This is a genomic window from uncultured Allobosea sp., from assembly GCF_945957345.1.
GTDB lineage: Bacteria > Pseudomonadota > Alphaproteobacteria > Rhizobiales > Beijerinckiaceae > Allobosea.
This window is the reverse complement of sequence record NZ_CAMFKW010000025.1, coordinates 1-25,522: the sequence shown is the minus strand read 5'-3', so window position 1 is coordinate 25,522 and position 25,522 is coordinate 1. Positions and strand designations below refer to the sequence as shown.

Here is a 25,522-nt window from a genome sequence, read left to right as displayed (position 1 = left end):
TTGGCATGACGCTTGCCCTGTAGTTAGCTCATGAAGAAGCAGGGTCGTGCGGGGCCGCGACCCCTGCCCGCGCCATTGGCATCGGGCAGGTCAAGGGATTGGATCGGTGGCGGTCAAGGACCGGCAACAACGGGAAGTCGCGCCTGCCGCGCGGCCGCAGCGGTATGACGCCGATCCGCAGCGGACCGGCGCCGTTCCGTCTGGCACGCCGGCGCCCTTCAAGAGCTTCGTTCAGCCCGCCCCGCGCCCGCCGGGCGCGACCTATGCCGCGCTCGATCTCGGCACCAATAATTGCCGCCTCCTGATTGCCCGCCCAGCGCAGCACGGCTTCCGCGTCGTCGATGCCTTCTCCCGTATCGTCCGCCTCGGCGAAGGCCTGGCCGCGAGCAGCCGCCTCGCCGACGCCGCCATGGACCGCGCCGTCGAGGCGCTGAAGATCTGCCGCGGCAAGATGGCGAATCGCGGTGTCACCCGCGCCCGGCTGGTGACGACGGAAGCCTGCCGCGCCGCCACCAACGGGCTCGACTTCATCCGCCGCGTCGCAGCCGAGGCTGAATTGTCGCTGGAGGTCATCGATCAGCGCACGGAAGCCGCGCTCGCCGTCTCCGGCTGCGCGGCTCTGGCCGATCCCGCGGCCGAAAGCGTCATCGTCTTCGACATTGGCGGCGGCTCGACCGAGATCATCTGGCTTGGCGGCCGCAGCGAGGCGCGTGACCCTGCCGCCCGTATTCGCGAGTGGGCCTCGCTGCCGATCGGCGTCGTCACGGTTGCCGAACGCTATGGCGGCATCGAGGTCAGCCGCGAACTCTTCGAGCGCATGGTCGAGGATTGCACGCAGGCACTCGCCCCCTTCGCGAAGAAGGCCGCGGGAGCCCGCGACGCCCGCAGCTTCCATCTGCTCGGCACCTCCGGCACGGTCACAACCGTCGCCGGCATCCATCTCGACCTGCCGCGCTATGACCGGCGGGAGGTCGACGGGCTGTGGATGCATCAGCGTGATATCCTCACGGTCATCGACCGCCTGATCGAGATGGACTATGCCGCCCGGGCGGCGAATGCCTGCATCGGCCGCGAGCGTGCCGATCTGGTTCTGGCGGGCTGCGCGATCTTCGAGGCGATCCGTCGCGCATTCCCGAGCGAGCGCGTCCGCATCGCCGATCGCGGCCTGCGCGAGGGCATCCTGCTGCGCATGATGCATGAGGACCGCGCCTGGTGGCGGCGGAAATAGGTTCGACACAATGAGTACCGGAAAATCGGGCGGCAACACCGGCGGCAAGCCTGCCGGCGCGCGCGACATGCGCGTCAAGGTCAAGAAGGCCGGCAAGCTCAAGCATTCCTCGCAGCTCTGGCTCGAGCGCCAGCTCAACGACCCCTATGTGAAGCGGGCCCGGGAGATGGGCTATCGCTCGCGTGCTGCCTTCAAGCTCGAGGAGATGGACGACCGCTACAAGTTCCTCAAGCCCGGGCAGCGGCTGGTCGATCTCGGCTGCGCGCCGGGCGGCTGGTGCCAGATCGCCGCCAAGCGCATCGGTCTGGAGCAGGGCAAGGGCCATATCGTCGGTATCGACCTGCTGGCCGTCGACCCGATCCCCGGTGTCGACCTGATCCAGATGGATTTCATGGCCGAGGAAGCGCCTGCCCTGCTGACCGAGCGTCTTGGCGGCCGCGCTGACGGCGTGATGTCGGACATGGCCGCCAACACCACTGGCCACAAGAAGACCGACCATCTCAAGATCATCGCGTTGGCCGAAGCCGCCGTCGAATTCGCCCATGGCGTGCTGGCGCCGGGCGGCTTCTTTCTGGCCAAGCTGTTCCAGGGCGGGGACAGCGCCGAGCTTCTCACCGGGCTGAAGCGCGACTTCACCACCGTCCGTAACGTCAAGCCGGCGGCAAGCCGCGCGGATTCATCGGAGCTCTACGTGCTGGCGACGGGGTATCGTCGTAAGCGCGACACCGAGGGCGCCACCGACTGAGCAGTAGCGGAACGGCAGCCGTCCCGAACATCCGGGCGGTTGCTCTCGCGCAATGCGGCCCCGATGTTGACCGTCAGCGGCACGCATATCAGCCCGCAGAGGCAGGCCACCATGGCCGAGCGACGGCGCCGGAACCGACGCGCGTTGAGGATCCCGCCGGCCGCATAGATCAGGATGGCAGGGACCGAGAAGAGAAGCACGCCGAGCGGCCCGTCGCAGTCGAGCGCGTCGACGCCCATCGCGCGGTATTCGTTCGCTTCGGAGACGGCTCCCAGCATGGCCAGCGGCAATGCCGCGATCAGGACGCAATAGCCGAGCCAGGAAAGCCAGCCCTTTCGCATCGTTCCTCCGCGCCGCTGCATGGAACCTGATCCATGCAGACGCTTTTCGGCCGTGACGAGCGAGAGCTCAATCCAGCGGCTTCTGCTCCGCGATCGCTTCGGCCGTGATCTTGCGCGCGCTGACCGGCACATGGCCCGAGACTTCGGCACCGGCATTCGGGTCGAGCTGCATCATCCATAGCGCCGATGAGGCCGAGACGAGGCCCACGATCAGGAAGGCCGGCCAGAAATCGCCGGCAGCAAGCGTCTTGCCGCCGTGAAGCATATGGGTGGTCTCCAGCGCGAAAGCGCCGATCGTGACGCCGATGCTCAACGAGAGCTGTTGCGCGACGCTCGACAGGCTGGTGGCGCTCGACATCTCGCGGTTGGAGACGTCGGCATAGCTCAGCGCGTTGATGCCGGTGAATTGCAGCGAGCGGAAGCAGCCGCCGACCAGCAGCATGGACAGCATGATCGCGTGCGGCGTCGCCGGCGTGAACAGGCCGGAGGCGGCCAGGAAGGCGGCGCCGATCACGGCGTTGACGGTCAGCACTCCACGGAAGCCGAAGCGCGCCAGGATCGTCTTCGCCAGCGTCTTCATGATCAGTGCCCCGGCCGCCGAGGCGAAGGTGATCAATCCGGACTGCAGCGCATCCAGGCCGAAGCCGAGTTGCAGCATCAGCGGTAGCAGGAAGGGGATGGCGCCGATGCCTGTCCGGAAGATCGAGCCGCCGATCACGCCGATCCGGAAGGTCGGAATGCGGAACAGCGACAGGTTGAGCACCGGGTAAGGCACGCGTTGCGCATGGAACCAATAGGCCAGTAGCGCAGCCGCGCCGCCCAATACGCAGCCATAGGACACCGCCTCCGGCACGAGATGTCGCCCGCCGGTATTGAGCCCGAGCATCAGGGCGGCGAAGCCGAAGGAGGACAGCAGGAAACCGCGGATATCGAGGGGCGGCACATCCTCCTCGCGGATATCCTCGAAGAACAGGCTCGCCAGCACGATGCCGACGAGACCGATCGGGATGTTGATGAAGAAGATCCAGCGCCAGTCGAAATAGGTCGTGATGAAGCCGCCGAGCGGCGGTCCGACGACCGGGCCGACCAGGGCTGGAATCGTCAGATAGGCGAGCGCGCCGACGATTTCCGACTTGCTGACGCTGCGCAGGATGACGAGGCGCCCGACCGGCACCATCATCGCCCCGCCCATGCCCTGGATGAAGCGCGCGCCGACGAAGGCGCCGAGCGAATTCGACACCGCGCACAGGATCGAGCCGGCCAGGAAGACGACAAGCGCCGAGCGGAAGATCGTCCGGGCACCGAAACGATCCGCCATCCAGCCGGAGATCGGGATGAAGACGGCGAGGCTGACGAGATAGGAGGTCAGCGCCAGCTTCAGCGCGATCGGGTCCTCGCCGAGGGATTTCGCGATCACCGGTAGCGAGGTCGCGATCACCGTCGAATCGGTATTCTCCATGAACAGCGCGCAAGCGACGATCAGGGGGAGGAGTTTGGCGCGCTGCACGGGTCGAACCTTCCACGCCTGGACAAATTAGGCGCGCTTGAAATCATAAGCTCGGCTATTAATCGCATGCACGGCAGGTGACGAGAGCGAAATCACGCTCCGACCCCCGATTTGCCCGCCGCCTGCGCGCTTCCGCTATGCATGAGACTGATGGCTCGGCAACAAGCACAATGCCGCCATGCGTTTGTCTCACTGCTGCGGCCCTCGCAGCAGCACCATTTTTGGGGTGTCCGGTTGCGCCGGGCCGTCGCGAGGGGCGCGCGCCGCCAACTGCGGAGAAGCACTATGACGCATATTTCAGATGTTTTGACCGGTCCTCGCCGGCTTTCGCTCGGCACGCGCATCGCAGCCCTGGCGGTGCTGGCTGGGCTCTCCTATGGAGCGGCGGCGACTGCCCCCGCAGCAGCAGCCCCAGCCGTCTGGCGCTCCGCCTGCCCGTTCAAGGCCGACCCGGGCGGGGCCGCCGCCAGCATCCAGTACGACGCCTGCATCCACCTGCAGAGCTGCCAGAATCTGGCCAATGCTGCCGGTCGCGAATTCTTCGATTGGGGCTGCTTCGGGGTAAAGCCGGAGAGCGTGATGCAGCCCGCAATCGGGCGCTGATCGCTGGCGGAATAGGCTGATCCGATCAGGGCGGTTCACCGCAGCCGCTGGGCGGCCTTGGCTGACAGGGGCGCTGGGGCACGGTCCGCTTCATATGCCGGACGGGCGGTTATGCGCGCCCGGCCGTTTTGCACTGCAAAAGAATCCTGACCGCGCACTAGCGGTCTCAGCCCGCGCATGCTAACGGGCCTCGTCAACTCGGCATTGGGCCTCTCGCCCTGCCCCCCTTGAAAAGCCGGTCTCACCCGGCGGTCGGAGTTGACGATGACGCTTTCCCTCGACGGTCTGATTCGCGACGGCCTCACCTTCGACGACGTGCTGCTCGAGCCCGGCCCGTCCGAGGTCATGCCGGCGGATGTCGACATCCGCACCAAACTCACCCGGACCATCTCGCTGAACCTGCCGATCATCGCTTCGGCCATGGATACGGTCACCGAGGCCCGCATGGCGATCGCCATGGCTCAGGCCGGCGGCCTCGGCGTCATCCATCGCAATCTCGAAGCGGACCAGCAGGCCGCCCAGGTCCGCCTCGTCAAGAAATTCGAATCGGGGATGATCGCCAACCCGATCACCATCCATCCCGACGAGACGCTGGCCGACGCGCTGGCGCTGATGAAGAACAACGGCATCTCCGGCATCCCGGTCGTCGAGCGCGGCCCGCAGGGCCATAACGGCAAGCTCGTCGGCATCCTGACCAACCGCGACGTGCGCTTCGCCCAGAACCCGGCCCAGCCGGTCTCCGAGCTGATGACCAGGGAGCGGCTGATCACGGTGCGCGAGGGCGTCAGCCCCGACGAGGCGCGCCGCCTGCTCCATCAGTTCCGCATCGAGAAGCTGCTCGTCGTCGACGATCACTACCGCTGCATCGGCCTGATCACCGTGAAGGACATGGAGAAGCAGGTCGCCCATCCGAACGCCGCCAAGGACGTTCACGGCAGGCTCCTCGCCGCTGCCGCCACCACGACCGGCGATCAAGGCTTCGAGCGCTCGGAGATGCTGATCGATGCCGGCGTCGACCTGATCGTCGTCGACACCGCCCATGGCCACTCGGCCAAGGTGCTGGAGGCCGTCAGCCGGGTGAAGAAGCTGTCGAACTCGGTCCAGGTCATCGCCGGCAACGTCGCGACCGCCGGCGGCGCTCAGGCCCTGGTCGACGCTGGCGCCGACGCCATCAAGGTCGGCATCGGCCCGGGCTCGATCTGCACGACCCGCATCGTCGCCGGTGTCGGCGTGCCGCAGCTCACCGCCATCATGGACGCGGCCTCCGCCGCCTCGAAGGCCGGTGTGCCGGTCATCGCCGATGGCGGCATCAAGTATTCGGGCGACCTCGCCAAGGCGCTGGCCGGCGGCGCGTCCTGCGCCATGGTCGGTTCACTGCTCGCCGGCACGGACGAGACCCCCGGCGAAACCTTCCTGTACCAGGGCCGCTCCTACAAGGCCTATCGCGGCATGGGTTCGGTCGGCGCGATGGCACGCGGCTCGGCCGACCGCTATTTCCAGCAGGACATCAAGGATTCGCTGAAGCTCGTGCCGGAGGGCATCGAGGGCCAGGTCGCCTATAAGGGCCCGGTCTCGAACGTGCTCCACCAGCTCGCCGGCGGCCTGCGCGCCGCGATGGGCTATGTCGGCGGCAAGGACCTCGCCGACTACCAGACCAAGGCGCGCTTCATCCGCATCACCAGCGCCGGCCTGCGCGAGAGCCATGTCCATGACGTGACCATCGTGCGGGAAAGCCCGAACTATCCGACCCGCTCTTGAGTCCACGCAAGCTTCGTGCAGCACTGACCCGGCTTAACTCAGGCAGTGCTGCAAGAGGCGACGCGCGACCATGACTCTCAAGCTGATCTATCCGACGCTGGCGATGATTTTCTGGATCTTCGTCGTCGGCGTCATCCTGGCGCTGCGCCGCAAGACCGCCTTCACCAGCGGCGCCGTCCGCCCCGACGAGGTCACGGTCTCGACCGAGCGCTACCCCGTCCCGGCCCGGCTCGCCTCGGCGAACTTCACCAACCAATTCGAAACGCCGGTCGTCTTCTTCGCGCTGATCATGCTGGCGATGGCGACGGGCGCCACCGGCTATGTCATGGCGGTTCTCGCCTGGCTCTACGTGGCGACCCGCGTCGTCCACACGCTGATCCATATCGGCCCCAACAAGCTGCGCCTGCGCGGCGCGGTCTACGGCATCGGCGTGCTCGCGCTGTTCTGCATGTGGCTCGGCATCCTCGTCGCCGTGCTCTGAGCAGCCGCTTCAGGCTGCGCTCCCGTTAAGCATTCCGTCTCTTTCCGCCGGCGGCGGACCCGAAGCCGTTGAAGCTTAACGAAAAGTAAACTACACCCCGAATGGCGGCGGACGGTGGACAAGCGTAGTTTGGAGTGACGCGATGTTGCGTGTCCGTGAAGTCCCGGCGCGGGTTTTTGCCCGCGACGGCGAGGTTCTGGCTGCCGTTTCCGGCAAGACGAAGATTGCAAGGCGCAACCCTGCGGGCCGCCTGCTGGCGCTTGCCGCGCTCGGTGTCGTGCTCGGCTCCGGCGGCATGGTGCTGACGGCATCGATGGTCCTGGCCGAGAACGACGACGCGCGCGAAGCCAACATCCGGGAAATCGCACGCCAGACCGAGCAGGCCCGTCTGCGAAACGCGGCCTACACCTCGACCCACGCCGCCCCACAAGCCAGTGCCTACGCGCCTGCCGGCAATGGCTGGCGCCTGCCGCTGATGCAGATGCTGCCCGACGGACGACTCGTGCAGCCGCAGATTGAGCTCAACCCCTTCCGCAAATCGGCCCGGAAATCCGCCGACCGGCAACCCAGGATTGCTGGCACCGCCACCGCATCGTTCGACGCGGTGACGGGCGCAGCAGACCGCGCCCAGACCTTCTGCGTGCGCCTCTGCGACGGCTTCCATGCGCCGATCGGCTATGTCCGCACGGCCAGTGATCTGAAGGCTCACGAAGCGATCTGCAAGGCGATGAATCCGGGCGTTCCGGTCAAGGTCTTCAGGGCCGCCGCTGGCTCGACCGGCATCGCCGATGCCGTCGCCGCTGACGGCAAGCGCTACAGCGCCCTGCCGATGGCCTTCAGCCATGAGAAATCTGCCGATCCCGCCTGCCGCCCCGCGATCGTGCAGGCCGGCGAGCGCCGCGTCTCGCTGCTTCGCGACATCACCTTGCGCCCGGGCGACAGCGTCGTGCTCGACGGCAAGGTCTCGACCTTCACCGGCGGTTCGAGCTGGCCCTATAGCCGGCGCGACTTCCGCGACTTCCGCACCGCCGCGGAACTGAGCAAGGCCCAGCGCAAGCAGATCGACGAGCAGGTCGGCATTTCCCGGATGGAGGCGCAGGTGCGCAGCGTCCGCCGTCAATTGCGTGTTCGCGAAGCGCAGTTGCAGGACGACGCCTTCACCAGCGACGCGGTCCTGCGCGGCACGGTCGAGCCGACGCCGCGCGAACCGGTGCGCCTGATCCCGCTGCCGGTGCGCTAAAGCTCGAGACATCCGATCGTGCCGGGTTCGCGCCTTCGGCACGCCCCGGAATGACGACATCTTGCGCATCGCGCGACCCGATATTGCGCTCACGTTCGACAAGAAACTGCGAGCCCCAGCCGCGACAGGTCGTCTCACCCTAAAGACGTACGACCTAGTCTCGCCAGAAATCTCTCCGTCTTTCCAAGGCAATGCCTGATTTATTAGAATCCATCAAAATACAAACTGGCTTGAAATTACTATAAGCCATTGATATCAAAAGATTACTTCATTGACGCTCCGAGAGCTGCGCTCTATCGCTCGTCCATCGCGCTGACCGCACGCTTCGACGGAGCAGAAGAATGATCGCAAAGACCTATCTCCACGCCCTGGCGCTGTCCTCCTGCCTTCTGGCCGCCCCGGCCTTCGCGCAAGGCGTGAACCTCTACACCACCCGCGAACCCGCCCTGCTCAACCCGGTCCTGGAAGCCTTCACCAGGGATACCGGCATCAAGGTCAACGCGGTCTTCCTGAAGGATGGCCTGCAGGAGCGCATCCGCGCCGAGGGCGCCAACAGCCCGGCCGACGTCATGCTGATGGTCGATGTCGGCGAGATCAACGCCGCGGTCGATGCCGGCATCACCCAGCCGATCAAGTCCGAGCTCGTCGACAAGACCGTCCCCGCGCAGCTTCGCCCGGACAACAACTGGGTCACGCTGACCAAGCGCGCCCGCGTCGTCGTGGTCTCGAAGGAGCGCATCAAGCAGGACGCGATCACCTATGAGGACCTCGCCGACCCCAAATGGAAAGGCAAGTTCTGCATCCGCGCCGGCCAGCACCCCTATAACAACGCGCTCTTCGCGGCGTATCTCGCGCATCACGGCGCCGAGAAGACCGAGACCTGGCTCAAGGCCCTGCGCGCCAATGCCGCCCGCAAGCCCGGCGGCGGCGACCGCGACGTCGCCCGCGACATTCAGTCCGGCCTCTGCGACATCGCCATCATCAACACCTACTATATCGGCCTGATGAGCGAGGCGAAGAACGAGCAGAAGGGCTGGTTCGACGCGATCAAGCCGCTCAAGACCACCTTCGCCGGCGGCGGAACGCATGTGAACGTCTCGGCCGCTGCGCTCGCCAAGAACGCTCCGAACAAGGAGAACGCGGTCAAGCTGGTCGAGTACATGCTCGGCGACAAGGCACAGGCGCTCTACGCGAACGGCAATTTCGAGTTCCCGGTCAACGCGGCTGTGACCGACTCCGCAGCCGTCAAGCTGCTCGGCACCGTGACGCCGGACAAGCTGCCGCTCTCCGAGGTCGCCAAGCAGCGCAAGGCCGCCGCGAATCTCGTCGACAAGGTCGGCTTCGACAATTGAGCCTGAGCCAACCGCTCAAGCCAGCACGACGGTCGCCATTCCCATGGCGGCCGTCGACCCGTTTTGCCTATGCCGTGATCGGGGGAGCCGCACTCGCGGCACTGCCGCTGCTCGCGCTCGTCGCGACCGCGTTCTCGTCGCGACAAGCGGCTGAGATCTGGCCCCATCTCGCAGCCAATGTCCTGCCCACCGCCCTCGTCCAGACCACGCTGCTCCTCGCCGGCGTGGGCACGGCCTGCGCCGTCATCGGCGTCGGCACGGCCTGGCTGGTGACGCAATACGATTTCGCGGGACGGCGCTCGTTCGAATGGCTGCTGGTGCTGCCGCTGGCGCTGCCGACCTATCTGACCGCCTATATCTACGTTGAATTCCTGGGCTTCCAGGGACCGCTCCAGAGCGCATTGCGCACCGCCACCGGCTGGCGCTCCTTGCGAGACTACTGGTTCCCCGACCCGCGCAACCTGCCGGGCGCGATCGCGATCATGGCGATCGTCCTCTACCCTTACGTCTATCTCAGCACGCGCGCGCTGTTCAGTGTGCAGGGCGCCAGCGTCGTCGAGGCGGCGCGCAATCTCGGAGCCGCCCCCGGCCGGCTGTTCTGGCGCATCGGCCTGCCGCTCGCCCGCCCGGCTCTTGCCGCCGGCCTGACGCTCGTCCTGCTGGAGACCCTGAACGACATCGGCGCCACCGAGTATCTCGGCGTGAGGTCGCTGACGCTCTCGATCTACACGACCTGGGTCAATCGCGGCTCATTGCCCGGCGCCGCCCAGATCGCCTGCGTCATGCTGGTCATCGTCTTCGCCCTGATCCTCATCGAAGTGAAACTGCGCGGGCAACGCCGCTTCGCCCTGCCCGTCCGCCAGCCCCGACCGGTGACGCGCAGGCCGTTGCGGGGGCGCCGCGCGGCGCTGGCCACCTTCGCCTGCGCCGTGCCCGTCGTGTTCGGCGCCGCCATGCCGATCGGCTATCTCGTCACCGAGATCCTGCAGCGCGGCCTCCTCGCACAGCTCGACGCAACGTTGCTCAAGCTTCTCGGCACTGCCCTTTTGCTGTCCGGGCTCGCCTCGGTTCTGGTCGTGACGCTGGGGCTCGCGATCGCGACCGCTTGCCGCATCGGCCGCGAGGCCTGGCTGAAGCCCCTCGCCCGCATCGCCAGCCTCGGCTATGCCGTGCCTGGCACCGTGCTGGCGCTCGGCCTGCTGATCCCACTTGCCGCCTTCGACAATCTGCTGGCCGATGCCGCATCGGCCCTGTTCGGCCTCAAGCCCGGCCTGATCCTGATCGGTTCAGGAGCGGCACTCGTCATCGCCTATACCGTGCGCTTCCTCGCCATCGGGGTCTCCGGCGTAGACAGCGGGTTGTCGCGTGTCTCGCCCCGGATCGACGACGCCGCCCGCGCGCTCGGGGCGGCCGGGCCGGAGGTGCTGCGGCGCATCCACTGGCCGCTGGCCCGGCCGGCCATCGCCGCAGCGGCGCTCCTCGTCTTCGTCGACTGCCTCAAGGAATTGCCGGCGACGCTGCTGCTGCGCCCGCTCAATGTCGATACGCTGGCGACCGTAGTCTACGGTCATGCGTCGCGCGGCGTTTTCGAGGACGGCGCGCTGGCGGCGCTCCTGATCATCCTCGCCGGCCTCTATCCCGCCTTCATTCTGGCCAAAACCGGCACAGATCGGGCGGGATAGCCGGCTTTCCAGCCTCGACAAGCCCTCCGCATCGGCCTAAACCCTGTCCCGCCAGGGGGCTGGCTGACTTTCGGCCCGGTGCCGATTCGGAAGTCCATGACCAGACGCGCTGCGATTCTCGCTTTCGGCTTCGTCGTCGCCATCGGCTTGCTCGGGTTGCAGTCGTGGGACGTCGCGCTCGGTCGCGTCCAGCGCGCGGCTGTCCGCGCGATCGAGGAGCGGACCGGCTTCGTCGTCAAGACGCTCGATCGCGCCGAGATCGCCTTCCTGCCACTACCCCGGATCAGCCTGTCTCAGGTCGTCTTCGCCCAGCGCGACAGTGCGCTCGCGGGAGAGGCTGTGAGGGTCAAGGCGCAATTGCGCCTTCTGCCGCTCCTGGGCGGACGCATCAGCTTCGACCGGGTCGATCTCATCGCGCCGCGGATCGATGTTGCCGTTCCCGCCGGAAGCGACGGTCTCACCGACTGGCTTGCGACGCCGCTCGCCGAATTCGAGCGCCTGCAGAGCCAGAGCAAGGTCGTCATCCGCGCGGGCTCGGTCTTCTTGCGGGCGAACGGCGCGATCCAGAGCGTCGTGCGCGATCTCGACCTCGTCGTCGACGAGCGCGAGCGAAACGACCCGCTGGCCCTGTCCGGCTCTCTGAACTGGCGGGGAACACCGACCGAGATCAGCCTGCTCTGGCCGATGGTCGGTGGCAGCGCGAAGGCGGCGCTCTCGGCAACCTCTTCCTTGCTGAAGCTGCGTTTCGAAGGCACCCGCTCAGGCCCGGGCGACCCGGTGATCAGCGGCCTTCTCGCGCTCTCCACGCCGGCACTTCCGCAGTTGCTCGGTTGGTTCGGCGAGGAATCGCGATTGGCGTCGGCTCTCGGAGCCGTTGCCATTTCCGCGGATATCCAGGTGAAGCCGCGCGAGGTGTCGTTCAACAATGCCGTCGTCAATCTCGACGGCGAGCGCCTCGACGGCGTCATGAAGCTCGCGGAAGCCGGCGGCCGCTTTGCGCTGTCGGGTACGCTGGCCGGCGCAACGCTCGATCTCGGCCGCCTCGTCGATCGCCTGCCGATCCCGACAGTCGATGCCGCAGACGCCACGCCTCTGGACCTGGATGCCTGGACCGCCCGCGACATCGACCTGCGCATCTCGGTCGATGCCGCTCGCCTGAAAGGAGCGCGCCTAGCGGATGTCGCGACCTATCTGCTGGTCAAGAAGGGCCGTTTCGAGACCGGGCTGCTCCGTGCGAGTGCTTATGGCGGCAACGTCAAGAGCCGTTTTCTCGCCGTCGCCGCTCCAGCCGGCGTCGATGTCAAGGTTCAGGCCGGCCTCGACAAGGTCAATATCGGGCAAGCTGCGTCCGACCTGCCGCAACTGGCACGCCTGAGCGGCACGGGCGCTGCGCAGCTCACCCTCGACGGTGTCGGCCGCACCTTCGACGAGCTGATCGGCTCGCTCACCGGCCGCGTCAATCTCGCAGCCCGGCAAGGTGAAATCGACGGCATGGCTTTCAGCGAAATGCTCCGCCGCGCCGAGCGCAGCCCGGCCCTGGCCCTGCGCGACTGGCGGCAGGGCAAGACGCCCTTCGAGACCATCACCGCCAACGCCGGCATCGCCGGCGGCCTGCTCGCCCTGACCGAGGCGCAGATGAACGGCTCGAACTACCGCTTCAACCTCGCCGGCAGCGCCTCGTTGCGCACCCGCATCCTCGACATGACCGCGCTGCTCGCCTCCGCGAACGGCGCCCTGAAGCTGCCCTTCGTGCTCAAGGGGCCGGTCGACGCTCCAGCCTTCGACATCGAGCCCGAAACTCTCCTCAGCCCGGCCGGCGCCTCCCTCGTGCCGACGCAGTTCACGCGCTGATCCCCAGCCCTTTCGCGATCGTCGGAAATCCGCTCTGATGCGGCCGGACGTATTGCGGCAGCGGGAAGGATGCGGCGATGAAGATGTGGATCATGGGTGCTTTGGCGCTCGCAGGATGGATGACGGCAGGCATGGCCGAAGCGCAGGATCTGGCAGTCGAGAAGAAGGTCTTCGAACTCCCGAGCTTCACCACCCAGAGCGGACGCACGCTGAAGAATGTCCGCGTCGGCTGGGAGAGTTACGGCGCGCTCAACGCCGACAAGTCCAACGCCGTGCTGATCTGCCATTTCTTCTCCGGCAACTCGCATGCCGCCGGCAAATATGCCGCGGCCGATGCAGCGCCCGGCTATTGGGATGCGATCATCGGCCCAGGCAAGGCGATCGACACCAACAAATATTTCGTCCTCTCCTCGGACACGCTGGTGAACCTGAGCACCGGCGACCCCAAGACCATCACGACCGGCCCGGCCTCGACCAATCCTGACACCGGCAAGCCCTATGGGCTCGACTTCCCCGTCGTCACGGTCCGCGACTTCGTCGAGGTCCAGAAAGCGCTGGTCGAGAACCTCGGGATCAAGAAGCTCGCGCTCGTCGCCGGCCCCTCGATGGGCTCGCTCCAGACTTTCGAATGGGCGGCGAGCCATCCCGAGATGGTCGCGAAAGCCATGCCGGTGATCGGCGCCGGCGAGGCCGACGCGATGCTGATAGCCTGGCTCGACATCTGGGCCGCTCCCATCCTCGTCGATCCCAATTGGAACAATGGCGATTACTACGGCAAGACCCCGCCGCTGGCTGGCCTCGCCAAGGCGCTGACCGCGGTGACGCTGCAGGCGAACCACCAGGACTGGGCCAACGCCACCTTCGGCCGTCGCCCGGCCAAGGAGGGCGAGGAGCCCGGCAAGGCGCTCGCCAACAAGTTCCAGGTCCAGAGCGTGCTCGACAATGCCGGCATGGCTCGCGCCAAGGTCTCGGACGCCAACCATTTCCTCTATCTGGTCAAGGCGAACCAGCTCTTCACGGCCGGCGGCACCTCGCTTGCTGACGGCATGGCGAAGATCAAGGCGCCGATGCTTTACATCACCCAGCCGAAGGATCTGGTCTTCACGCCGGACGCGGTCGAACGCACGCTGAAGGCAGCGAAAGATGCCGGGCGCGATATTACCCATGTCACGATCGACGGCAGCCGCGGCCATCTCGACGGCGTGATGTCGATGAAGCAGGCCGAAGGCGCGATCCGGGCTTTCCTGGAAAAATAGGCGACAGCAGCCGGCCGCTCACGCGGCGGCCGGTTCCTCCATTCGGTGGACGATCCGGTCGATCAGGCCCCACTCCAGGGCTTCCTCCGCCGTCATGAAGCGGTCGCGGTCGAGCGTACGCTCGACCTCCTCGTAGCTGCGCCCGCAATGCTCGGCATAGAGCCGGGTCAGGCGATGCTTGGTCTGCCGCATCTCCTCGGCATGGATGAAGATGTCGGAAGCCTGCCCCTGGAAGCCGCCAAGCGGCTGATGGACATGCAGGCTCGCATTGGGCAGCGCCCCGCGCTCGCCCGGCTCCCCCGCCATCAGCAGGAACGAGCCCATCGAGCGCGCCGTGCCCATGCACAGCGTATGCACGGGCGAGCGGATGTAGCGCATCGTGTCGTACATGGCGAAGCCGCTGGTCACCACGCCGCCCGGCGAGTTGATGTAGAGATGGATCGGCTTCTTCGGATTCTCTGCCTCCAGGAACAGGAGCTGCGCGCAGACCAGCGCGCTCATCGCGTCATTGACCTCACCGTTGAGGAAGATGATCCGCTCGCGCAGCAGCCGCGAGTAGATGTCGAACGAGCGTTCTCCGCGGCTCGACTGCTCGACGACCATAGGGACGAGTTGCATCGCTTCGCGCATCGGCGACCTCCAAATCTAGGGAATGGATAGGCTTGTGGTTCGCGCCGCCTCAGGCAGCGCGCATCAGCGGCGGCGCATTGCTGTTCGCCGGGATCAGCTCCAGGCCGACATGGCGATCGGTCAGTTCATGGATCACATGCAGGCTGCTTCCGCCGGCCTCGCTGGCGTCGATCCGGAACGTGACCACGCTTTCCAGAAAGGGCGGCTCGCTGTCGCGCATCCGGTAGCGGAGCGCCTCCCCCGGGGTGACGATGCTCGGCTCTGGATCAGCAAGCTCCGCGTCGGGCAGCCAATGCTCGCGCAGGCCAGGCGTAGTGATGGCGCGCCAGAGCTTCTCGGGCGGTTCATCGAACTGGAACGCGAAAACGAGAGGGTCAATCGCCGCTTCGCTGTCGTCACCGCTCATTGATCCATCTCCTTGAGCAAGGTCCTGAGATCGCCGATCCGCTCCGGCCAGAAGGCGCGGTATTTCGTCAGCCATCGCGCGACCAGAGCGAGCCCCTCCGGATCGACCCGGTAGTTCACGAAGCGCCCTTTCCGCTCCTCGCGGACGAGGCCGGCGCCGCGCAACACGGCGAGATGCTGCGACATCGCCGGCTGGCTGATCACCATGCCCTCGCGCAGCGCGCTCGCGTTCATGCTGCTCGCAGCCAGCTTGTCGAGGATGGTGCGGCGGGTCGGGTCGGCCAGCGCCTTGAAGATCTCGTTCTCGATCATGGCATCACATAAGCATTTACTTATGCGATGTGCAATAGCCCGATCCCGCGACCGAAAGGCCGCCTGGCTGCGGCAGTCGCGACCTGCCCTGCCTGTCCCGAGGACGTTGGAAAGCGGATGACTCTCCGGGCTGGAACCGTCCAAGCCCGGAGGGTCGCGCTTAAGCGTGGCGCCGGAACGCCAGCACGGCATTCAGGCCGCCGAACGCGAACGAGTTCGACAATGCATGCCTGACGGCGACCTGCCGCGGCCCTTCGGGCACGACGTCAAGCCCGCATTCCTCGTCCGGCTCGGTGCAGTTCGCCGTCGGCGGCACGACCTGGTGATGCAGCGCGAGCGTCGTGACCAGCGCCTCGAACGCCCCGGCAGCGCCCAGGCTATGGCCGAGCACCCCCTTCGTCGACGAGACCAACGGCAGGCGCTCCCCTGGGAAGATCGCGCGGATCGCCCTGCTTTCGATGGCGTCGTTCATCAAGGTCCCCGTGCCATGGGCATTGATGTAATCGATATCTTCAGGCGCGATGCCGGCACTGGCCATGGCGCGCCGCATCGCCATCTCCGCGCCGTGCTGGTCGGGAGAGGTCAGATCGCCCGCATCGGCATTCCCGGCGAAGCCAACGATCTCGGCATAGATGCGCGCGCCGCGCGCCACGGCCCGTTCCCATTCCTCGAGGACCAGGATCGCACTGCCCTCCCCCAGCACCAGGCCGCTGCGGTTGCGCGAGAACGGCCGGCAAGTGTCGCGCGACAGGATCCGCAGCGCATTCCAGGCGACCAGCGTGCCGTGCGTGATGCAGGCTTCGGCGCCTCCAGCAAGGGCGACGTCGCAATCGCCGTGCAGGATGGATCGGAAGGCCAGGCCCAGCGCATGGGTTCCCGAAGCGCAGGCGCTCGCCACCGCGAACGTGTTGCCGCGCAGGCCGAGATCCATCGAGATCTGGCTCGCGGACGCATTGGCCATCAGCTTGGGTACCGTGAGCGGGTGGACCCCGCGCGCCTGCTCGGCATAGATCCGGTAAAAGCTGTCATCCACCGTGTTCATACCGCCGACGCCGACGCCGATGATCACATCCGCCTGCGTGAGCGCCGGATCACCGCGTTCGAACCCCGCATCCGCGACCGCCTCCCGCGCGGCGACGACCGCGAACTGCGCGATGCGATCGAGCGCCCCGAGCTGCTTGGCCGTGAAATGAGCATTGGCATCGAAATCCAGAACCTGCGCGGCGATCGGACAGGGAGGATTATCCGTGCGCGGCAGCACCAGCGGCCCGATCGCTGTCTCCCCGGCAGCGACGCGCTGCCAGGTCGCCGCCATGGTCAATCCCGCCGGGGATACGGCGCCAAGGCCCGTAACGGCAATGCGCCTCACGCCGGCGCCCGCTGGCCGATCGCCTCTTCGACGATGCGCGCGATATCGCCGACGGTCTTCATTTCCTTGAGTTTGGGATCGTTGGCATCGAAGGGGACGCGGACCTTGAAGCGCTCCTCGATGGCGAAGATCGTCTCCAGCACATCCAGCGAATCGTAGCCGGCTTCCTCGAGATTGGTCTGTTCCGTGACCTCGGAAGGGTCGCGGCTGATCTGACCCGCAACGATTTCTCGTACGATATCAAGACTTTGCATTGTAAACCTGCATAGCGACGCCGCGGGCGGCGATGTCCTCGATCAAACGGGCCGTCTTTGCCGGGGCAAGGCACGCGCCATCGATCGACGCCCCTGTCGCTTCCTGCACGACCTGTTCCGTGTGCGGCGGCATTGGCAGGTTTCGTGCCAATCCGGTCATCGGTCCGGTGGCTGTCGGAAAATGCGCAGGACTGCAGAAAATGCGAGCATTATCAGACAGAAGGCCTTGGCAGCGTCACTGTTGTCATCGACGATGGAAAGCGCACCGCAAAGCGCGCCCCGACATTCCGTGTCGCAAGCATCATAATTTGATGGAAACACGCCGGGATACCGAAACCATCGGATCGCTGCACTGCATCCGGCGCGAACTGCGTCGGTCTACCCGCCCTGCGCCGCAGCCTTGATCCCGTCGATCACGAACTGCACGGCCAGTGCTGCTAGCACCACGCCCAGCAGGCGGGTGAGCACGATATTGCCGGTGACGCCGAGCAGCTTCGCGATCGGCGTCGCCGTCAGGAACACCAGCAGGCAGGAAAACACCACCAGGCCGCAGATCACCGCGAGAGTCGCCAGCAGCAGCGGGTCGCCATGAGCTCGGCCCGCGAGCAGGATCATCGCGGTGAGCGCGCCCGGCCCCGCCATCAGCGGGATCGCCAGCGGAAAGGCCGCGACATTGCGGATATGGTCCTGGGTGATCGCGGTCTCGGCCGTCTGCTGCTTGCGCTCGGTGCGGCGCTCGAACACCATTTCGAAGGCGATCCAGAACAGCAGGAGGCCGCCCGCGATGCGGAAGGCCGGCAGCGACACGCCGAGCGCCTTCAACACGATATCGCCCGCCACTGCGAAGAAGGCCATGATGCAGAAGGCGATGATCGAGGCGCGGATCGCGACCTGCTTCCGCTCGCTTTCCGACATCCCGCGCGTGAGCGACAGGAAGATCGGCGCGAGGCCCGGCGGGTCGAGCGTCACCAGCATGGTGACGAGCGCAGCAGTGGCGAATTCGACGAACATGGCGCCACATCAGCACGCCGGAAGGCCGCCGTCACGCACCAAGAAAGGCTGGAATATGGCAGTACTTCGCGACGCAATCGAAAACGTCACGTAAACTATTGAATTCACTAACATAATTTTTGCTTGGACAGCGCCCGCTTTCGCTGGCGTCTGCAGCCGGAATCGGATAGCCAGAAGGCTGAAAAACCAGCAGGAATCGGGACATTTCCCCTTGAGCGACGATACCGACGACAAGCGCGACGGAGCCCCGGACTTCGGCGGCGACATCAAGCCGATCGCGATCACCGACGAGATGAAGAAGAGCTATCTCGATTACGCCATGAGCGTGATCGTGAGCCGCGCTCTGCCCGATGTCCGCGACGGCCTGAAGCCGGTCCACCGCCGCATCCTGTTCTCGATGCACGAGAACAAGAACCTGCCCGAGCGGCCCTATACAAAATGCGCCCGCATCGTCGGCGACACGATGGGTAAGTACCATCCGCACGGCAATCTCGCGGTCTATGACGCGCTGGTGCGCATGGCGCAGGATTTCTCGCTGCGCCTGCCGCTGATCGACGGCCAGGGCAATTTCGGCTCGATGGACGGCGACAGCCCAGCCGCCGACCGTTATACCGAGGCCCGCCTCGACAAGGCGGCGATGCCGCTGCTCGAAGACCTCGACCTCGAGACCGTCGACTTCCAGCCGAACTATGACGGCAAGGAGCATGAGCCGACGGTCTTGCCGGCGCGCTATCCGAACCTCCTGGTCAACGGCGCCGGCGGCATCGCGGTCGGCATGGCCACCAACATCCCGCCGCATAATCTCGGCGAGGTCATCGACGCCTGCGTCGCCTATATCGACGATCCCGAGATCTCGATCGACGACCTGATCGAGATCGTCCCCGGACCGGATTTCCCGACCGGCGCCTCGATCATGGGCCGCAGCGGTATCCACTCCGCCTATCACACCGGCCGCGGCTCGATCGTGATGCGCTCGAAGACGCATATCGAGGAGATGCGCAAGGAGCGCGAGGCGATCGTCGTCACCGAGATTCCCTATCAGGTGAACAAGGCGACGATGGTCGAGAAGATCGCCGATCTCGTGCGCGAGAAGCGCATCGAGGGCATCTCCGACCTGCGCGACGAATCCAGCCGCGAGGGCGTGCGCGTCGTCATCGAGATCAAGCGCGACGCCGTCGCCGATGTCGTGCTGAACCAGCTCTACCGCTTCACGCCACTGCAGACCTCCTTCGGCGCCAATATGGTGGCGCTGAACGGCGGCCGCCCTGAGGTTCTGAACCTCAAGGACTTCATCACTGCCTTCGTCGAGTTCCGCGAACAGGTCGTCTCGCGGCGCACGCGCTACCTGCTCAACAAGGCCCGCGAGCGCGCCCATGTGCTCTGCGGCCTCGCCACGGCGGTTGCCAATATCGATGAGGTCATCCGCCTGATCCGCACGGCGCCGACGCCGGCCGCCGCGCATGAATCGCTGATGGCGCGCGACTGGCCGGCCGACGATATCGCCCCGCTGATCGCGCTGGTCGACGATCCGCGCCACCCGATGAACCCGGACGGCACCTACAGGCTCTCGGACGCGCAGGCCAAGGCGATCCTCGAGCTGCGCCTGTCCCGCCTGACCGCTCTCGGCCGCGACGAGATCGGCGAGGAACTGGAGAAGCTCGCCAAGGAGATCGCGGACTACCTCGACATCTTGCGCTCGCGCGCCCGCATCCAATCGATCGTCAAGGCCGAGCTCGCGGAGGTCAAGACTGCCTTCGCCACGCCGCGCCGCACCGAGATCCAGGACTGGGGCTCCGATCTCGACGACGAGGACCTGATCGCCCGCGAGGACATGGTCGTCACCGTCAGCCATGGCGGCTACATCAAGCGCGTGCCGCTCTCGACCTATCGGGCGCAGCGCCGCGGCGGCAAGGGCCGCTCCGGCATGGCGACCAAGGACGAGGATTTCGTCGCCCGCCTCTTCGTCGCCTCGACCCATACGCCGGTGCTGTTCTTCTCCTCGGAAGGCCAGGTCTACAAGGAGAAGGTCTGGCGCCTGCCGCTCTCGGCGCCGAACGCGCGCGGCAAGGCGCTGGTCAACATGCTGCCGATCGAGGCCGGCGAGCGCATCACCACGATCATGCCGCTGCCGGAGGACGAGGCGAGCTGGGAGACGCTCGACGTAATGTTCGCCACCGCCTCGGGCGGGGTGCGCCGCAACAAGCTCTCCGACTTCGTCAACGTCAACCGCGCCGGCAAGATCGCGATGAAGCTCGACGACGGCGACCATATCGTCGACGTGCAGATCTGCACCGAGAATGACGACGTGCTGCTGACCACCGCCGACGGTCAGTGCATCCGCTTCGCGGTGCCCGAGGTGCGCGTCTTCAAAGGCCGTGACTCGACCGGCGTGCGCGGCATCAACCTCGCCAAGGACGACACGGTCATCTCGCTGGCGATCCTGCGCCATCTCGACGCCACGCCCGACGAGCGCGCCGCCTATCTCAAGCGCGCGGCAGCCGCCCGCAGAGCGCTGACCGGCGAGGCCGAGGAAGGTGCAGAGGTCACGACGACGGTCGAGGCCGATGCCGAGGAGAGCGCCGGCGATATCGAGCTCGGGCTCGAGAAGTACACCGCCATGGGCGCGGCCGAGCAGTTCATCCTGACGATCTCGGAACGCGGCTACGGTAAGCGCACCTCGTCCTTCGAGTACCGGGTCACCGGGCGCGGCGGCAAGGGCATCGTTGCCATGGTCGTCAACGACCGCAACGGCAAGCTCGTCGCCTCCTTCCCGGCCCTCGACTCGGACCAGCTCATGCTCGTCACCGATGGCGGCCAGCTCATCCGCGTGCCGGTCGATGCCGGCCCGGACAACCGCATCCGCATCGCCGGGCGTTCGACGCAGGGCGTGACGGTGTTCAACACCGCCAAGGACGAGAAGGTCGTCTCGGTCGAGTGCATCAACGACGATGGCGAGGGCGGCGAGGACGGCGAAGCTGGAGATGAGGCACCGGGCGGCGAAGCCACGGAAGGCTGATCTGTCAGCCTCTTGCGGCCATGGCTTCAGGCTATGTCTGAAACCATGGCCGTCCCTCATGCGAGGCTGTATGAGTGCGCGTCATTCTCGGGCGAAGCGAAGAACAGACCCGAGAGTCGCAGGCTGGAACAGGCGCCTCTCCGTCACGAGGCGCTCGGGTCAGGCCCGAGCATGACGGACCCTCCTGAAGCGCTTGCCTATATTTGACTCGCGACGCGGCTCACGCTCCCATCATCTCATGAAGGCTCGTTCCGTGCCCGTCCGCACCCCCGCGATCACGCCGGAGATCATGCTGCGCGCCTATGCGGCCGGCATCTTCCCGATGGCGGAGAGCGCCGACGATCCCAGCCTGTTCTGGGTCGAGCCGGAACTGCGCGGCATCATCCCGCTCGACCGCTTCCATCTCTCGTCGCGGCTCGCCCGGACCGTGCGCGCGGATCGGTTCGAGATCCGGGTCGACAGCGCCTTCGACGCGGTCATCGCGGCCTGCGCCGAGGCCAAGCCGGACCGTACCGAGACCTGGATCAACGCACGCATCCGCGAGATCTTCGGCGCGCTGTTCGCACTCGGCCATGTCCACACGGTCGAGTGCTGGCGCGAGAGCCGGCTCGTCGGCGGCCTCTACGGGCTTTCGCTGGGGGGAGCCTTCTTCGGCGAAAGCATGTTCCACCGCGAGACCGACGCGTCGAAGGTCGCGCTGGTCCATCTCGTCGCCCGATTGAAACGCGGCGGCTATCGCCTGCTGGATACGCAGTTCCAGACCGGCCATCTCGCGCAGTTCGGCACGATGGAGATTCCCCGCGACGCCTATCGCCACCTGCTCGACGAAGCGCTACGCCATCAGGGCAACTGGCACGCCCTGCCCACCTCGGCGCCGATCAGCGGTCGGGAGGCTCTCGCTCAGCTCTGAGCGCGGGCGGCCGGCTCGCGAGGATCAGGCGCCGCCGCTTGCCGCCGGATCGCGGCCGGGCATCGGATTGGTCGGGAAGAAGCGCTGGCTCGGCCGCTGCGGCTGCACCGGCACGCCGCGCGGCGGCTCGACATCGATGCGCCCGCCGGGTGGCGGCGGAGGCGGCTGCTGCCCGGGCGGCGGCAGGTTGGGGTCACGCGGCGGCGTGCGCGGCTTGCGCTGATCCTCCGGCGGGGGCGGCGCCTCCGGCTCCTTGGGATCGACGACAAGCTCGGTCCCGCCTTTGCAGTCGGTCAGCCAGGCGTCGTAGATCGCATGCTCGACGCCGTGCAGGCCGGGGCTCGCCGCATACATCCAGCCGGTGAAGATGCGTCGGTACTCGTTCTTGACCGTGACTTCGTCGACCTCGACGAAGGCATCGGTCTGCGGCGCCTCGGTCGGCGGCCGCGTCCAGCAGACGCGCGGCGTGAGCTGCAGCGCGCCGAACTGCACGGTCTCGTCGATCGCGACTTCGAAGGAGATGATGCGCCCGGTGATCTTGTCGAGCCCGGCGAAGACCGCGGTCGGATTGCGGATGCGATCCGCCTGCGCCGGCCCTGTAGCCGTCAGCGTCGCCAGCGCGCTCGCGGCGAGGCCTGCCAGGATCGGGAAACGAAAGAACGACGGCATGCGTGCGCGAATCTCTTCGACGGCGCGGAAGGACCGCGATGGCGCGCAGTAACACGGCAATCGCAGCGGAAAAAGGGCGTTCCCCTTGAAACCCTTGGAGTACGGCCGCGGATGTTCCGTCCAGCAACAAAAAAGCCGCTCCGAAAGAAGCGGCTCGGTATCGATCGGCGGGGCCTTGCCGGCCTCGCTCAGCGACCGGGCGTCCAGGCCTCGTAGTCGCCGGTCGCGGCCGGGCGCTCGCCCTCGGCCAGCGTCGAGCCCTGCGGGCGATAGGCCAGAGCGGTGCCGGTCCAGTTCTGCTGATGCGGCTGCTGCCACTCGCGCGGCTGGTAGCTCTCCTCGGAGGGCGCAACATCGACGGTGTGATGCAGCCAGCCGTTCCAGCCCGGAGGCACCTTGGAGGCCTCCGCGTCACCCTTGTAGATCACCCAGCGGCGCTGGAAGCCGAGCGCCTTGTCCTTCACCCCACCCTTGGTGCGGTAATAGACATTGCCGAACTCGTCCTCGCCCACCCGCTCGCCGAAGCGCCAGGTGTGGAAGCGGGTGCCGATCGTCTGGCCATTCCACCAGGTGAAGATCTGCAGCAGCCAGTCCTTCATCGTATTCAAGTCCATGCGCTCGCGCGCACGCAAATGCGTGCATGTCTCGGGGCGACTTATGGCGGTCCCGCCCCGCCCTGTCCAGTCCGCCCATATCGAACCGATCCGCGTAGCCCTTCCGCTGCGGGCTGGCCTATCGGTCCACCGACGATCGCTGATTCCCCTCGGGTGCCCTAGCCACAACACCGCCCCGATTCGGCCGACTTCCCGCCACGATAGGACGGCGAAGCGCCCGCGCTTCAAGCACTTGCGCAAGGGCCTGCAGACAGCGCTTGCGAGCCGATGCGGCGACACCCTCATTAACATCGTGTCAACCATGAATAGTGGGGATTTTAAGGACTGCGCTTCCTCCCGCACTGTGGCAATCTTGCCGACGCGCGTCCGATTCTCCGGTGATTTCCGGGGCTTAGCCGGGACCTTGCAACTTATCCCCATAACCCACATATCCCTACCAGATGTCGTGTCCACAGGGATCACGGGACACTATTCCTTGACGTCAGACCGGTACCTGCACTAGATTTTGACCATCGCATGACGGCCGGCGGCACCCCCTCTGGATGACTGCGAAACCCTAGTTTCCCAGTGTGTTCCGGGCCTGCCGCCGCATCCGCCGACATCAGCGGAAGCGAACGGATTTGCGCGGGCATTTTGGGCGCGTCCGGGGCCATCGGCGGGGCTACACCGCCGGGTCCCCAAAGCATCGGACCAAAAAGTGGAAGCCACTTTTTGGATGAATCCGATGCTCCAACATGGAGTGGGATCATCGTAACCGCGTCCGGAAGGACGCGCGATGATCCCGGGCATCGAACCGAGTTTGGGCTGACATCAGGAGCCGGTGATCAACCGGCCGCGCGTGGCTTCGCAAAGCGGGCCCGCGGCAGATCAAGGGACGAAGATCATGCGCATCGAGCGCCGCTACACCACCGCCGGACAGTCGCCCTATTCCGCGATCCCGTTCCGATCGGCCGTCAGCGAGATCAAGAACCCGGACGGCTCCGTCGTCTTCCGGCTGGAAGGCATCGAGGTTCCCGAGACCTGGTCGCAGGTCGCGAGCGACGTGCTCGCGCAGAAGTATTTCCGCAAGGCCGGCGTGCCCGCGCGCCTGAAGAAGTTCGAAGAGAACGACGTTCCCTCGTTCCTCTGGCGTTCGGTCGCCGACGAGGCCGCCCTTGCCGAGTTGCCCGAGGGCGAACGCTATGGCTCCGAGATCTCGTCCAAGCAGGTCTTCGACCGCCTCGCCGGCTGCTGGACATACTGGGGCTGGAAGGGCGGCTATTTCTCCTCCGAGGAGGATGCCGCCGCCTTCCATGACGAACTGCGCTTCATGCTCGCCACCCAGCGCGTCGCGCCGAACTCGCCGCAATGGTTCAACACCGGCCTGCACTGGGCCTATGGCATCGACGGCCCCAGCCAGGGCCATTTCTACGTCGACTTCAAGACCGGCAAGCTCGTGAAGTCGAAGTCGAGCTACGAGCACCCGCAGCCGCATGCCTGCTTCATCCAGGGCGTGCAGGACGACCTCGTCAACGAGGGCGGCATCATGGATCTCTGGGTCCGTGAGGCCCGCCTGTTCAAGTACGGCTCGGGCACCGGCTCGAACTTCTCGATGCTGCGCGGCGAAGGCGAGAAGCTCGCCGGCGGCGGCAAGTCCTCGGGCCTGATGTCCTTCCTCAAGATCGGCGATCGCGCCGCAGGCGCGATCAAGTCGGGCGGCACCACCCGCCGCGCCGCGAAGATGGTCGTGGTCGATGCCGACCATCCGGATATCGAGGCCTATATCGACTGGAAGGTGAAGGAAGAGCAGAAGGTCGCCGCCCTCGTCACCGGCTCCAAGACCGTCAAGAAGCACATGAAGGCCGTGCTCAAGGCCTGCGTGAACTGCGAAGGCGATGCCGATTCCTGCTTCGACCCCGAGAAGAACCCGGCGCTCAAGCGCGAGATCAAGCTCGCCCGCAAGGCGCTGGTGCCGGACAACTACATCAAGCGCGTCATCCAGTTCGCCAAGCAGGGTTACAAGGACATCTCCTTCGACACCTATGACACCGACTGGGATTCCGACGCCTATCTCACCGTCTCCGGCCAGAACTCGAACAACTCGGTCTCGCTGACCGACGATTTCCTGCGCGCCGTCGAGAACGACAATGACTGGAACCTGACCGCCCGCACCACCGGCAAGGTCCACAAGACGCTGAAGGCCCGCGACCTCTGGGAGAAGATCGGCTACGCCGCCTGGGCCTCGGCCGATCCCGGCCTGCACTTCAACTCGACGATGAACGACTGGCACACCTGCCCGGCTTCCGGCC

Annotated in this window: 22 protein-coding genes and 1 pseudogene; 13 read left to right on the top strand and 10 right to left on the bottom strand. The window is 66.3% G+C overall.

From position 1 onward, the window contains the following. Window positions 1–106 precede the first annotated feature (106 nt). Both Q0Q36_RS13840 and Q0Q36_RS13835 read left to right on the top strand, forming a co-directional pair. Entirely contained in the window at window positions 107–1,228 is a 1,122-nt protein-coding gene (locus tag Q0Q36_RS13840) for a Ppx/GppA phosphatase family protein (protein ID WP_293798767.1), read from the top strand. 10 nt (window positions 1,229–1,238) lie between these two features. Next, complete coding sequence (locus tag Q0Q36_RS13835; protein WP_293798766.1) at window positions 1,239–1,973, top strand: RlmE family RNA methyltransferase; 735 nt, start codon at window positions 1,239–1,241, stop codon at window positions 1,971–1,973. On the opposite strand, the gene Q0Q36_RS13830 is transcribed toward Q0Q36_RS13835, so the two are convergent. Continuing rightward, complete coding sequence (locus Q0Q36_RS13830) at window positions 1,916–2,335, bottom strand: hypothetical protein (RefSeq protein WP_293798765.1); 420 nt, start codon at window positions 2,333–2,335, stop codon at window positions 1,916–1,918. The genes Q0Q36_RS13835 and Q0Q36_RS13830 overlap by 58 nt on opposite strands. Window positions 2,336–2,381: 46 nt before the next feature. Then, complete coding sequence (locus tag Q0Q36_RS13825) at window positions 2,382–3,821, bottom strand: DHA2 family efflux MFS transporter permease subunit (protein WP_293798764.1); 1,440 nt, start codon at window positions 3,819–3,821, stop codon at window positions 2,382–2,384. Window positions 3,822–4,106: 285 nt separating this feature from the next. Here Q0Q36_RS13825 and Q0Q36_RS13820 point away from each other — a divergent pair, with 285 nt between their 5' ends. The 8 genes from Q0Q36_RS13820 (at window position 4,107) to Q0Q36_RS13785 (ending at window position 14,044) form a co-directional block, all read left to right on the top strand. After that, window positions 4,107–4,424: a hypothetical protein gene (locus tag Q0Q36_RS13820; RefSeq protein ID WP_293798763.1), complete on the top strand. Its 318-nt coding sequence runs from the start codon at window positions 4,107–4,109 to the stop codon at window positions 4,422–4,424. A gap of 264 nt (window positions 4,425–4,688) precedes the next feature. Beyond that, window positions 4,689–6,182, top strand: a complete 1,494-nt coding sequence (guaB, locus tag Q0Q36_RS13815) for an IMP dehydrogenase (RefSeq protein WP_293798762.1) — start codon at window positions 4,689–4,691, stop codon at window positions 6,180–6,182. A 70-nt stretch (window positions 6,183–6,252) separates the two neighbouring features. Next, window positions 6,253–6,663 carry an MAPEG family protein gene (locus tag Q0Q36_RS13810; protein WP_293798761.1) on the top strand — a complete coding sequence of 137 codons (411 nt, stop codon included), beginning with the start codon at window positions 6,253–6,255 and terminating at the stop codon, window positions 6,661–6,663. A 142-nt stretch (window positions 6,664–6,805) separates the two neighbouring features. Further along, window positions 6,806–7,903, top strand: coding sequence for a DUF2865 domain-containing protein (locus Q0Q36_RS13805; RefSeq protein WP_293798760.1), 1,098 nt, complete (start codon window positions 6,806–6,808; stop codon window positions 7,901–7,903). 341 nt (window positions 7,904–8,244) lie between these two features. Beyond that, window positions 8,245–9,255, top strand: a complete 1,011-nt coding sequence (locus Q0Q36_RS13800; protein ID WP_293798759.1) for an extracellular solute-binding protein — start codon at window positions 8,245–8,247, stop codon at window positions 9,253–9,255. A gap of 74 nt (window positions 9,256–9,329) precedes the next feature. Further along, window positions 9,330–10,937: an iron ABC transporter permease gene (locus tag Q0Q36_RS13795; RefSeq protein ID WP_293798757.1), complete on the top strand. Its 1,608-nt coding sequence runs from the start codon at window positions 9,330–9,332 to the stop codon at window positions 10,935–10,937. Window positions 10,938–11,033: 96 nt separating this feature from the next. Next, window positions 11,034–12,788 carry an AsmA family protein gene (locus tag Q0Q36_RS13790; RefSeq protein WP_293798755.1) on the top strand — a complete coding sequence of 585 codons (1,755 nt, stop codon included), beginning with the start codon at window positions 11,034–11,036 and terminating at the stop codon, window positions 12,786–12,788. 77 nt (window positions 12,789–12,865) lie between these two features. After that, window positions 12,866–14,044, top strand: a complete 1,179-nt coding sequence (locus Q0Q36_RS13785; RefSeq protein ID WP_293798753.1) for a homoserine O-acetyltransferase — start codon at window positions 12,866–12,868, stop codon at window positions 14,042–14,044. Window positions 14,045–14,062: 18 nt separating this feature from the next. Here Q0Q36_RS13785 and Q0Q36_RS13780 read toward each other — a convergent pair whose 3' ends face one another. From Q0Q36_RS13780 to Q0Q36_RS13755, 6 genes are all read right to left on the bottom strand, one after another. Continuing rightward, a complete protein-coding gene (locus tag Q0Q36_RS13780) occupies window positions 14,063–14,674 on the bottom strand; it encodes an ATP-dependent Clp protease proteolytic subunit (RefSeq protein ID WP_047582126.1) in 612 nt (203 codons plus the stop codon). Between the two features lie 49 nt (window positions 14,675–14,723). Continuing rightward, window positions 14,724–15,080, bottom strand: coding sequence for a hypothetical protein (locus Q0Q36_RS13775; RefSeq protein ID WP_293798750.1), 357 nt, complete (start codon window positions 15,078–15,080; stop codon window positions 14,724–14,726). Continuing rightward, window positions 15,077–15,391, bottom strand: a complete 315-nt coding sequence (locus tag Q0Q36_RS13770; RefSeq protein ID WP_293798748.1) for a helix-turn-helix transcriptional regulator — start codon at window positions 15,389–15,391, stop codon at window positions 15,077–15,079. The genes Q0Q36_RS13775 and Q0Q36_RS13770 overlap by 4 nt, the downstream gene beginning before the upstream one ends. A 160-nt stretch (window positions 15,392–15,551) precedes the next feature. After that, a complete protein-coding gene (locus tag Q0Q36_RS13765; RefSeq protein WP_293798746.1) occupies window positions 15,552–16,760 on the bottom strand; it encodes a beta-ketoacyl synthase in 1,209 nt (402 codons plus the stop codon). Continuing rightward, window positions 16,757–17,014: an acyl carrier protein gene (locus Q0Q36_RS13760; protein ID WP_293798744.1), complete on the bottom strand. Its 258-nt coding sequence runs from the start codon at window positions 17,012–17,014 to the stop codon at window positions 16,757–16,759. The genes Q0Q36_RS13765 and Q0Q36_RS13760 overlap by 4 nt, the downstream gene beginning before the upstream one ends. 378 nt (window positions 17,015–17,392) lie before the next feature. Beyond that, the gene (locus Q0Q36_RS13755; RefSeq protein WP_293798742.1) at window positions 17,393–18,025 is read right to left on the bottom strand and encodes a MarC family protein; all 633 of its coding nucleotides are present in this window, start codon (window positions 18,023–18,025) and stop codon (window positions 17,393–17,395) included. A gap of 211 nt (window positions 18,026–18,236) precedes the next feature. On the opposite strand from Q0Q36_RS13755, the gene gyrA reads away from it, so the two are divergent. Continuing rightward, window positions 18,237–21,041, top strand: coding sequence for a DNA gyrase subunit A (gyrA, locus tag Q0Q36_RS13750; RefSeq protein ID WP_293798740.1), 2,805 nt, complete (start codon window positions 18,237–18,239; stop codon window positions 21,039–21,041). A gap of 289 nt (window positions 21,042–21,330) precedes the next feature. Beyond that, a complete protein-coding gene (gene aat, locus Q0Q36_RS13745) occupies window positions 21,331–21,951 on the top strand; it encodes a leucyl/phenylalanyl-tRNA--protein transferase (RefSeq protein ID WP_293798806.1) in 621 nt (206 codons plus the stop codon). Window positions 21,952–21,975: 24 nt separating this feature from the next. Here aat and Q0Q36_RS13740 read toward each other — a convergent pair whose 3' ends face one another. Beyond that, window positions 21,976–22,620: a DUF2155 domain-containing protein gene (locus Q0Q36_RS13740; RefSeq protein ID WP_293798738.1), complete on the bottom strand. Its 645-nt coding sequence runs from the start codon at window positions 22,618–22,620 to the stop codon at window positions 21,976–21,978. Between the two features lie 188 nt (window positions 22,621–22,808). Continuing rightward, a complete protein-coding gene (locus tag Q0Q36_RS13735; protein ID WP_265060339.1) occupies window positions 22,809–23,219 on the bottom strand; it encodes an NADH:ubiquinone oxidoreductase subunit NDUFA12 in 411 nt (136 codons plus the stop codon). Between the two features lie 898 nt (window positions 23,220–24,117). Between Q0Q36_RS13735 and Q0Q36_RS13730 the strand changes: the two are divergent. Then, window positions 24,118–25,522, top strand: a pseudogene (locus tag Q0Q36_RS13730) (vitamin B12-dependent ribonucleotide reductase); the annotation flags it as partial.

Bases quoted from the DNA above. Each gene is read 5' to 3' on its own strand.
- Q0Q36_RS13790 (WP_293798755.1), top strand. From the start codon at position 11,034: ATGACCAGACGCGCTGCGATTCTCGCTTTCGGCTTCGTCGTCGCCATC.
- Q0Q36_RS13740 (WP_293798738.1), bottom strand. From the start codon at position 22,620: ATGCCGTCGTTCTTTCGTTTCCCGATCCTGGCAGGCCTCGCCGCGAGC.
- Q0Q36_RS13805 (WP_293798760.1), top strand. From the start codon at position 6,806: ATGTTGCGTGTCCGTGAAGTCCCGGCGCGGGTTTTTGCCCGCGACGGC.
- Q0Q36_RS13770 (WP_293798748.1), bottom strand. From the start codon at position 15,391: ATGATCGAGAACGAGATCTTCAAGGCGCTGGCCGACCCGACCCGCCGC.
- Q0Q36_RS13780 (WP_047582126.1), bottom strand. From the start codon at position 14,674: ATGCGCGAAGCGATGCAACTCGTCCCTATGGTCGTCGAGCAGTCGAGC.
- guaB (WP_293798762.1), top strand. From the start codon at position 4,689: ATGACGCTTTCCCTCGACGGTCTGATTCGCGACGGCCTCACCTTCGAC.
- Q0Q36_RS13760 (WP_293798744.1), bottom strand. From the start codon at position 17,014: ATGCAAAGTCTTGATATCGTACGAGAAATCGTTGCGGGTCAGATCAGC.
- Q0Q36_RS13755 (WP_293798742.1), bottom strand. From the start codon at position 18,025: ATGTTCGTCGAATTCGCCACTGCTGCGCTCGTCACCATGCTGGTGACG.
- Q0Q36_RS13830 (WP_293798765.1), bottom strand. From the start codon at position 2,335: ATGCAGCGGCGCGGAGGAACGATGCGAAAGGGCTGGCTTTCCTGGCTC.
- Q0Q36_RS13800 (WP_293798759.1), top strand. From the start codon at position 8,245: ATGATCGCAAAGACCTATCTCCACGCCCTGGCGCTGTCCTCCTGCCTT.
- Q0Q36_RS13835 (WP_293798766.1), top strand. From the start codon at position 1,239: ATGAGTACCGGAAAATCGGGCGGCAACACCGGCGGCAAGCCTGCCGGC.
- Q0Q36_RS13820 (WP_293798763.1), top strand. From the start codon at position 4,107: ATGACGCATATTTCAGATGTTTTGACCGGTCCTCGCCGGCTTTCGCTC.
- Q0Q36_RS13775 (WP_293798750.1), bottom strand. From the start codon at position 15,080: ATGAGCGGTGACGACAGCGAAGCGGCGATTGACCCTCTCGTTTTCGCG.
- Q0Q36_RS13735 (WP_265060339.1), bottom strand. From the start codon at position 23,219: ATGAAGGACTGGCTGCTGCAGATCTTCACCTGGTGGAATGGCCAGACG.
- aat (WP_293798806.1), top strand. From the start codon at position 21,331: ATGCTGCGCGCCTATGCGGCCGGCATCTTCCCGATGGCGGAGAGCGCC.
- Q0Q36_RS13810 (WP_293798761.1), top strand. From the start codon at position 6,253: ATGACTCTCAAGCTGATCTATCCGACGCTGGCGATGATTTTCTGGATC.
- Q0Q36_RS13785 (WP_293798753.1), top strand. From the start codon at position 12,866: ATGAAGATGTGGATCATGGGTGCTTTGGCGCTCGCAGGATGGATGACG.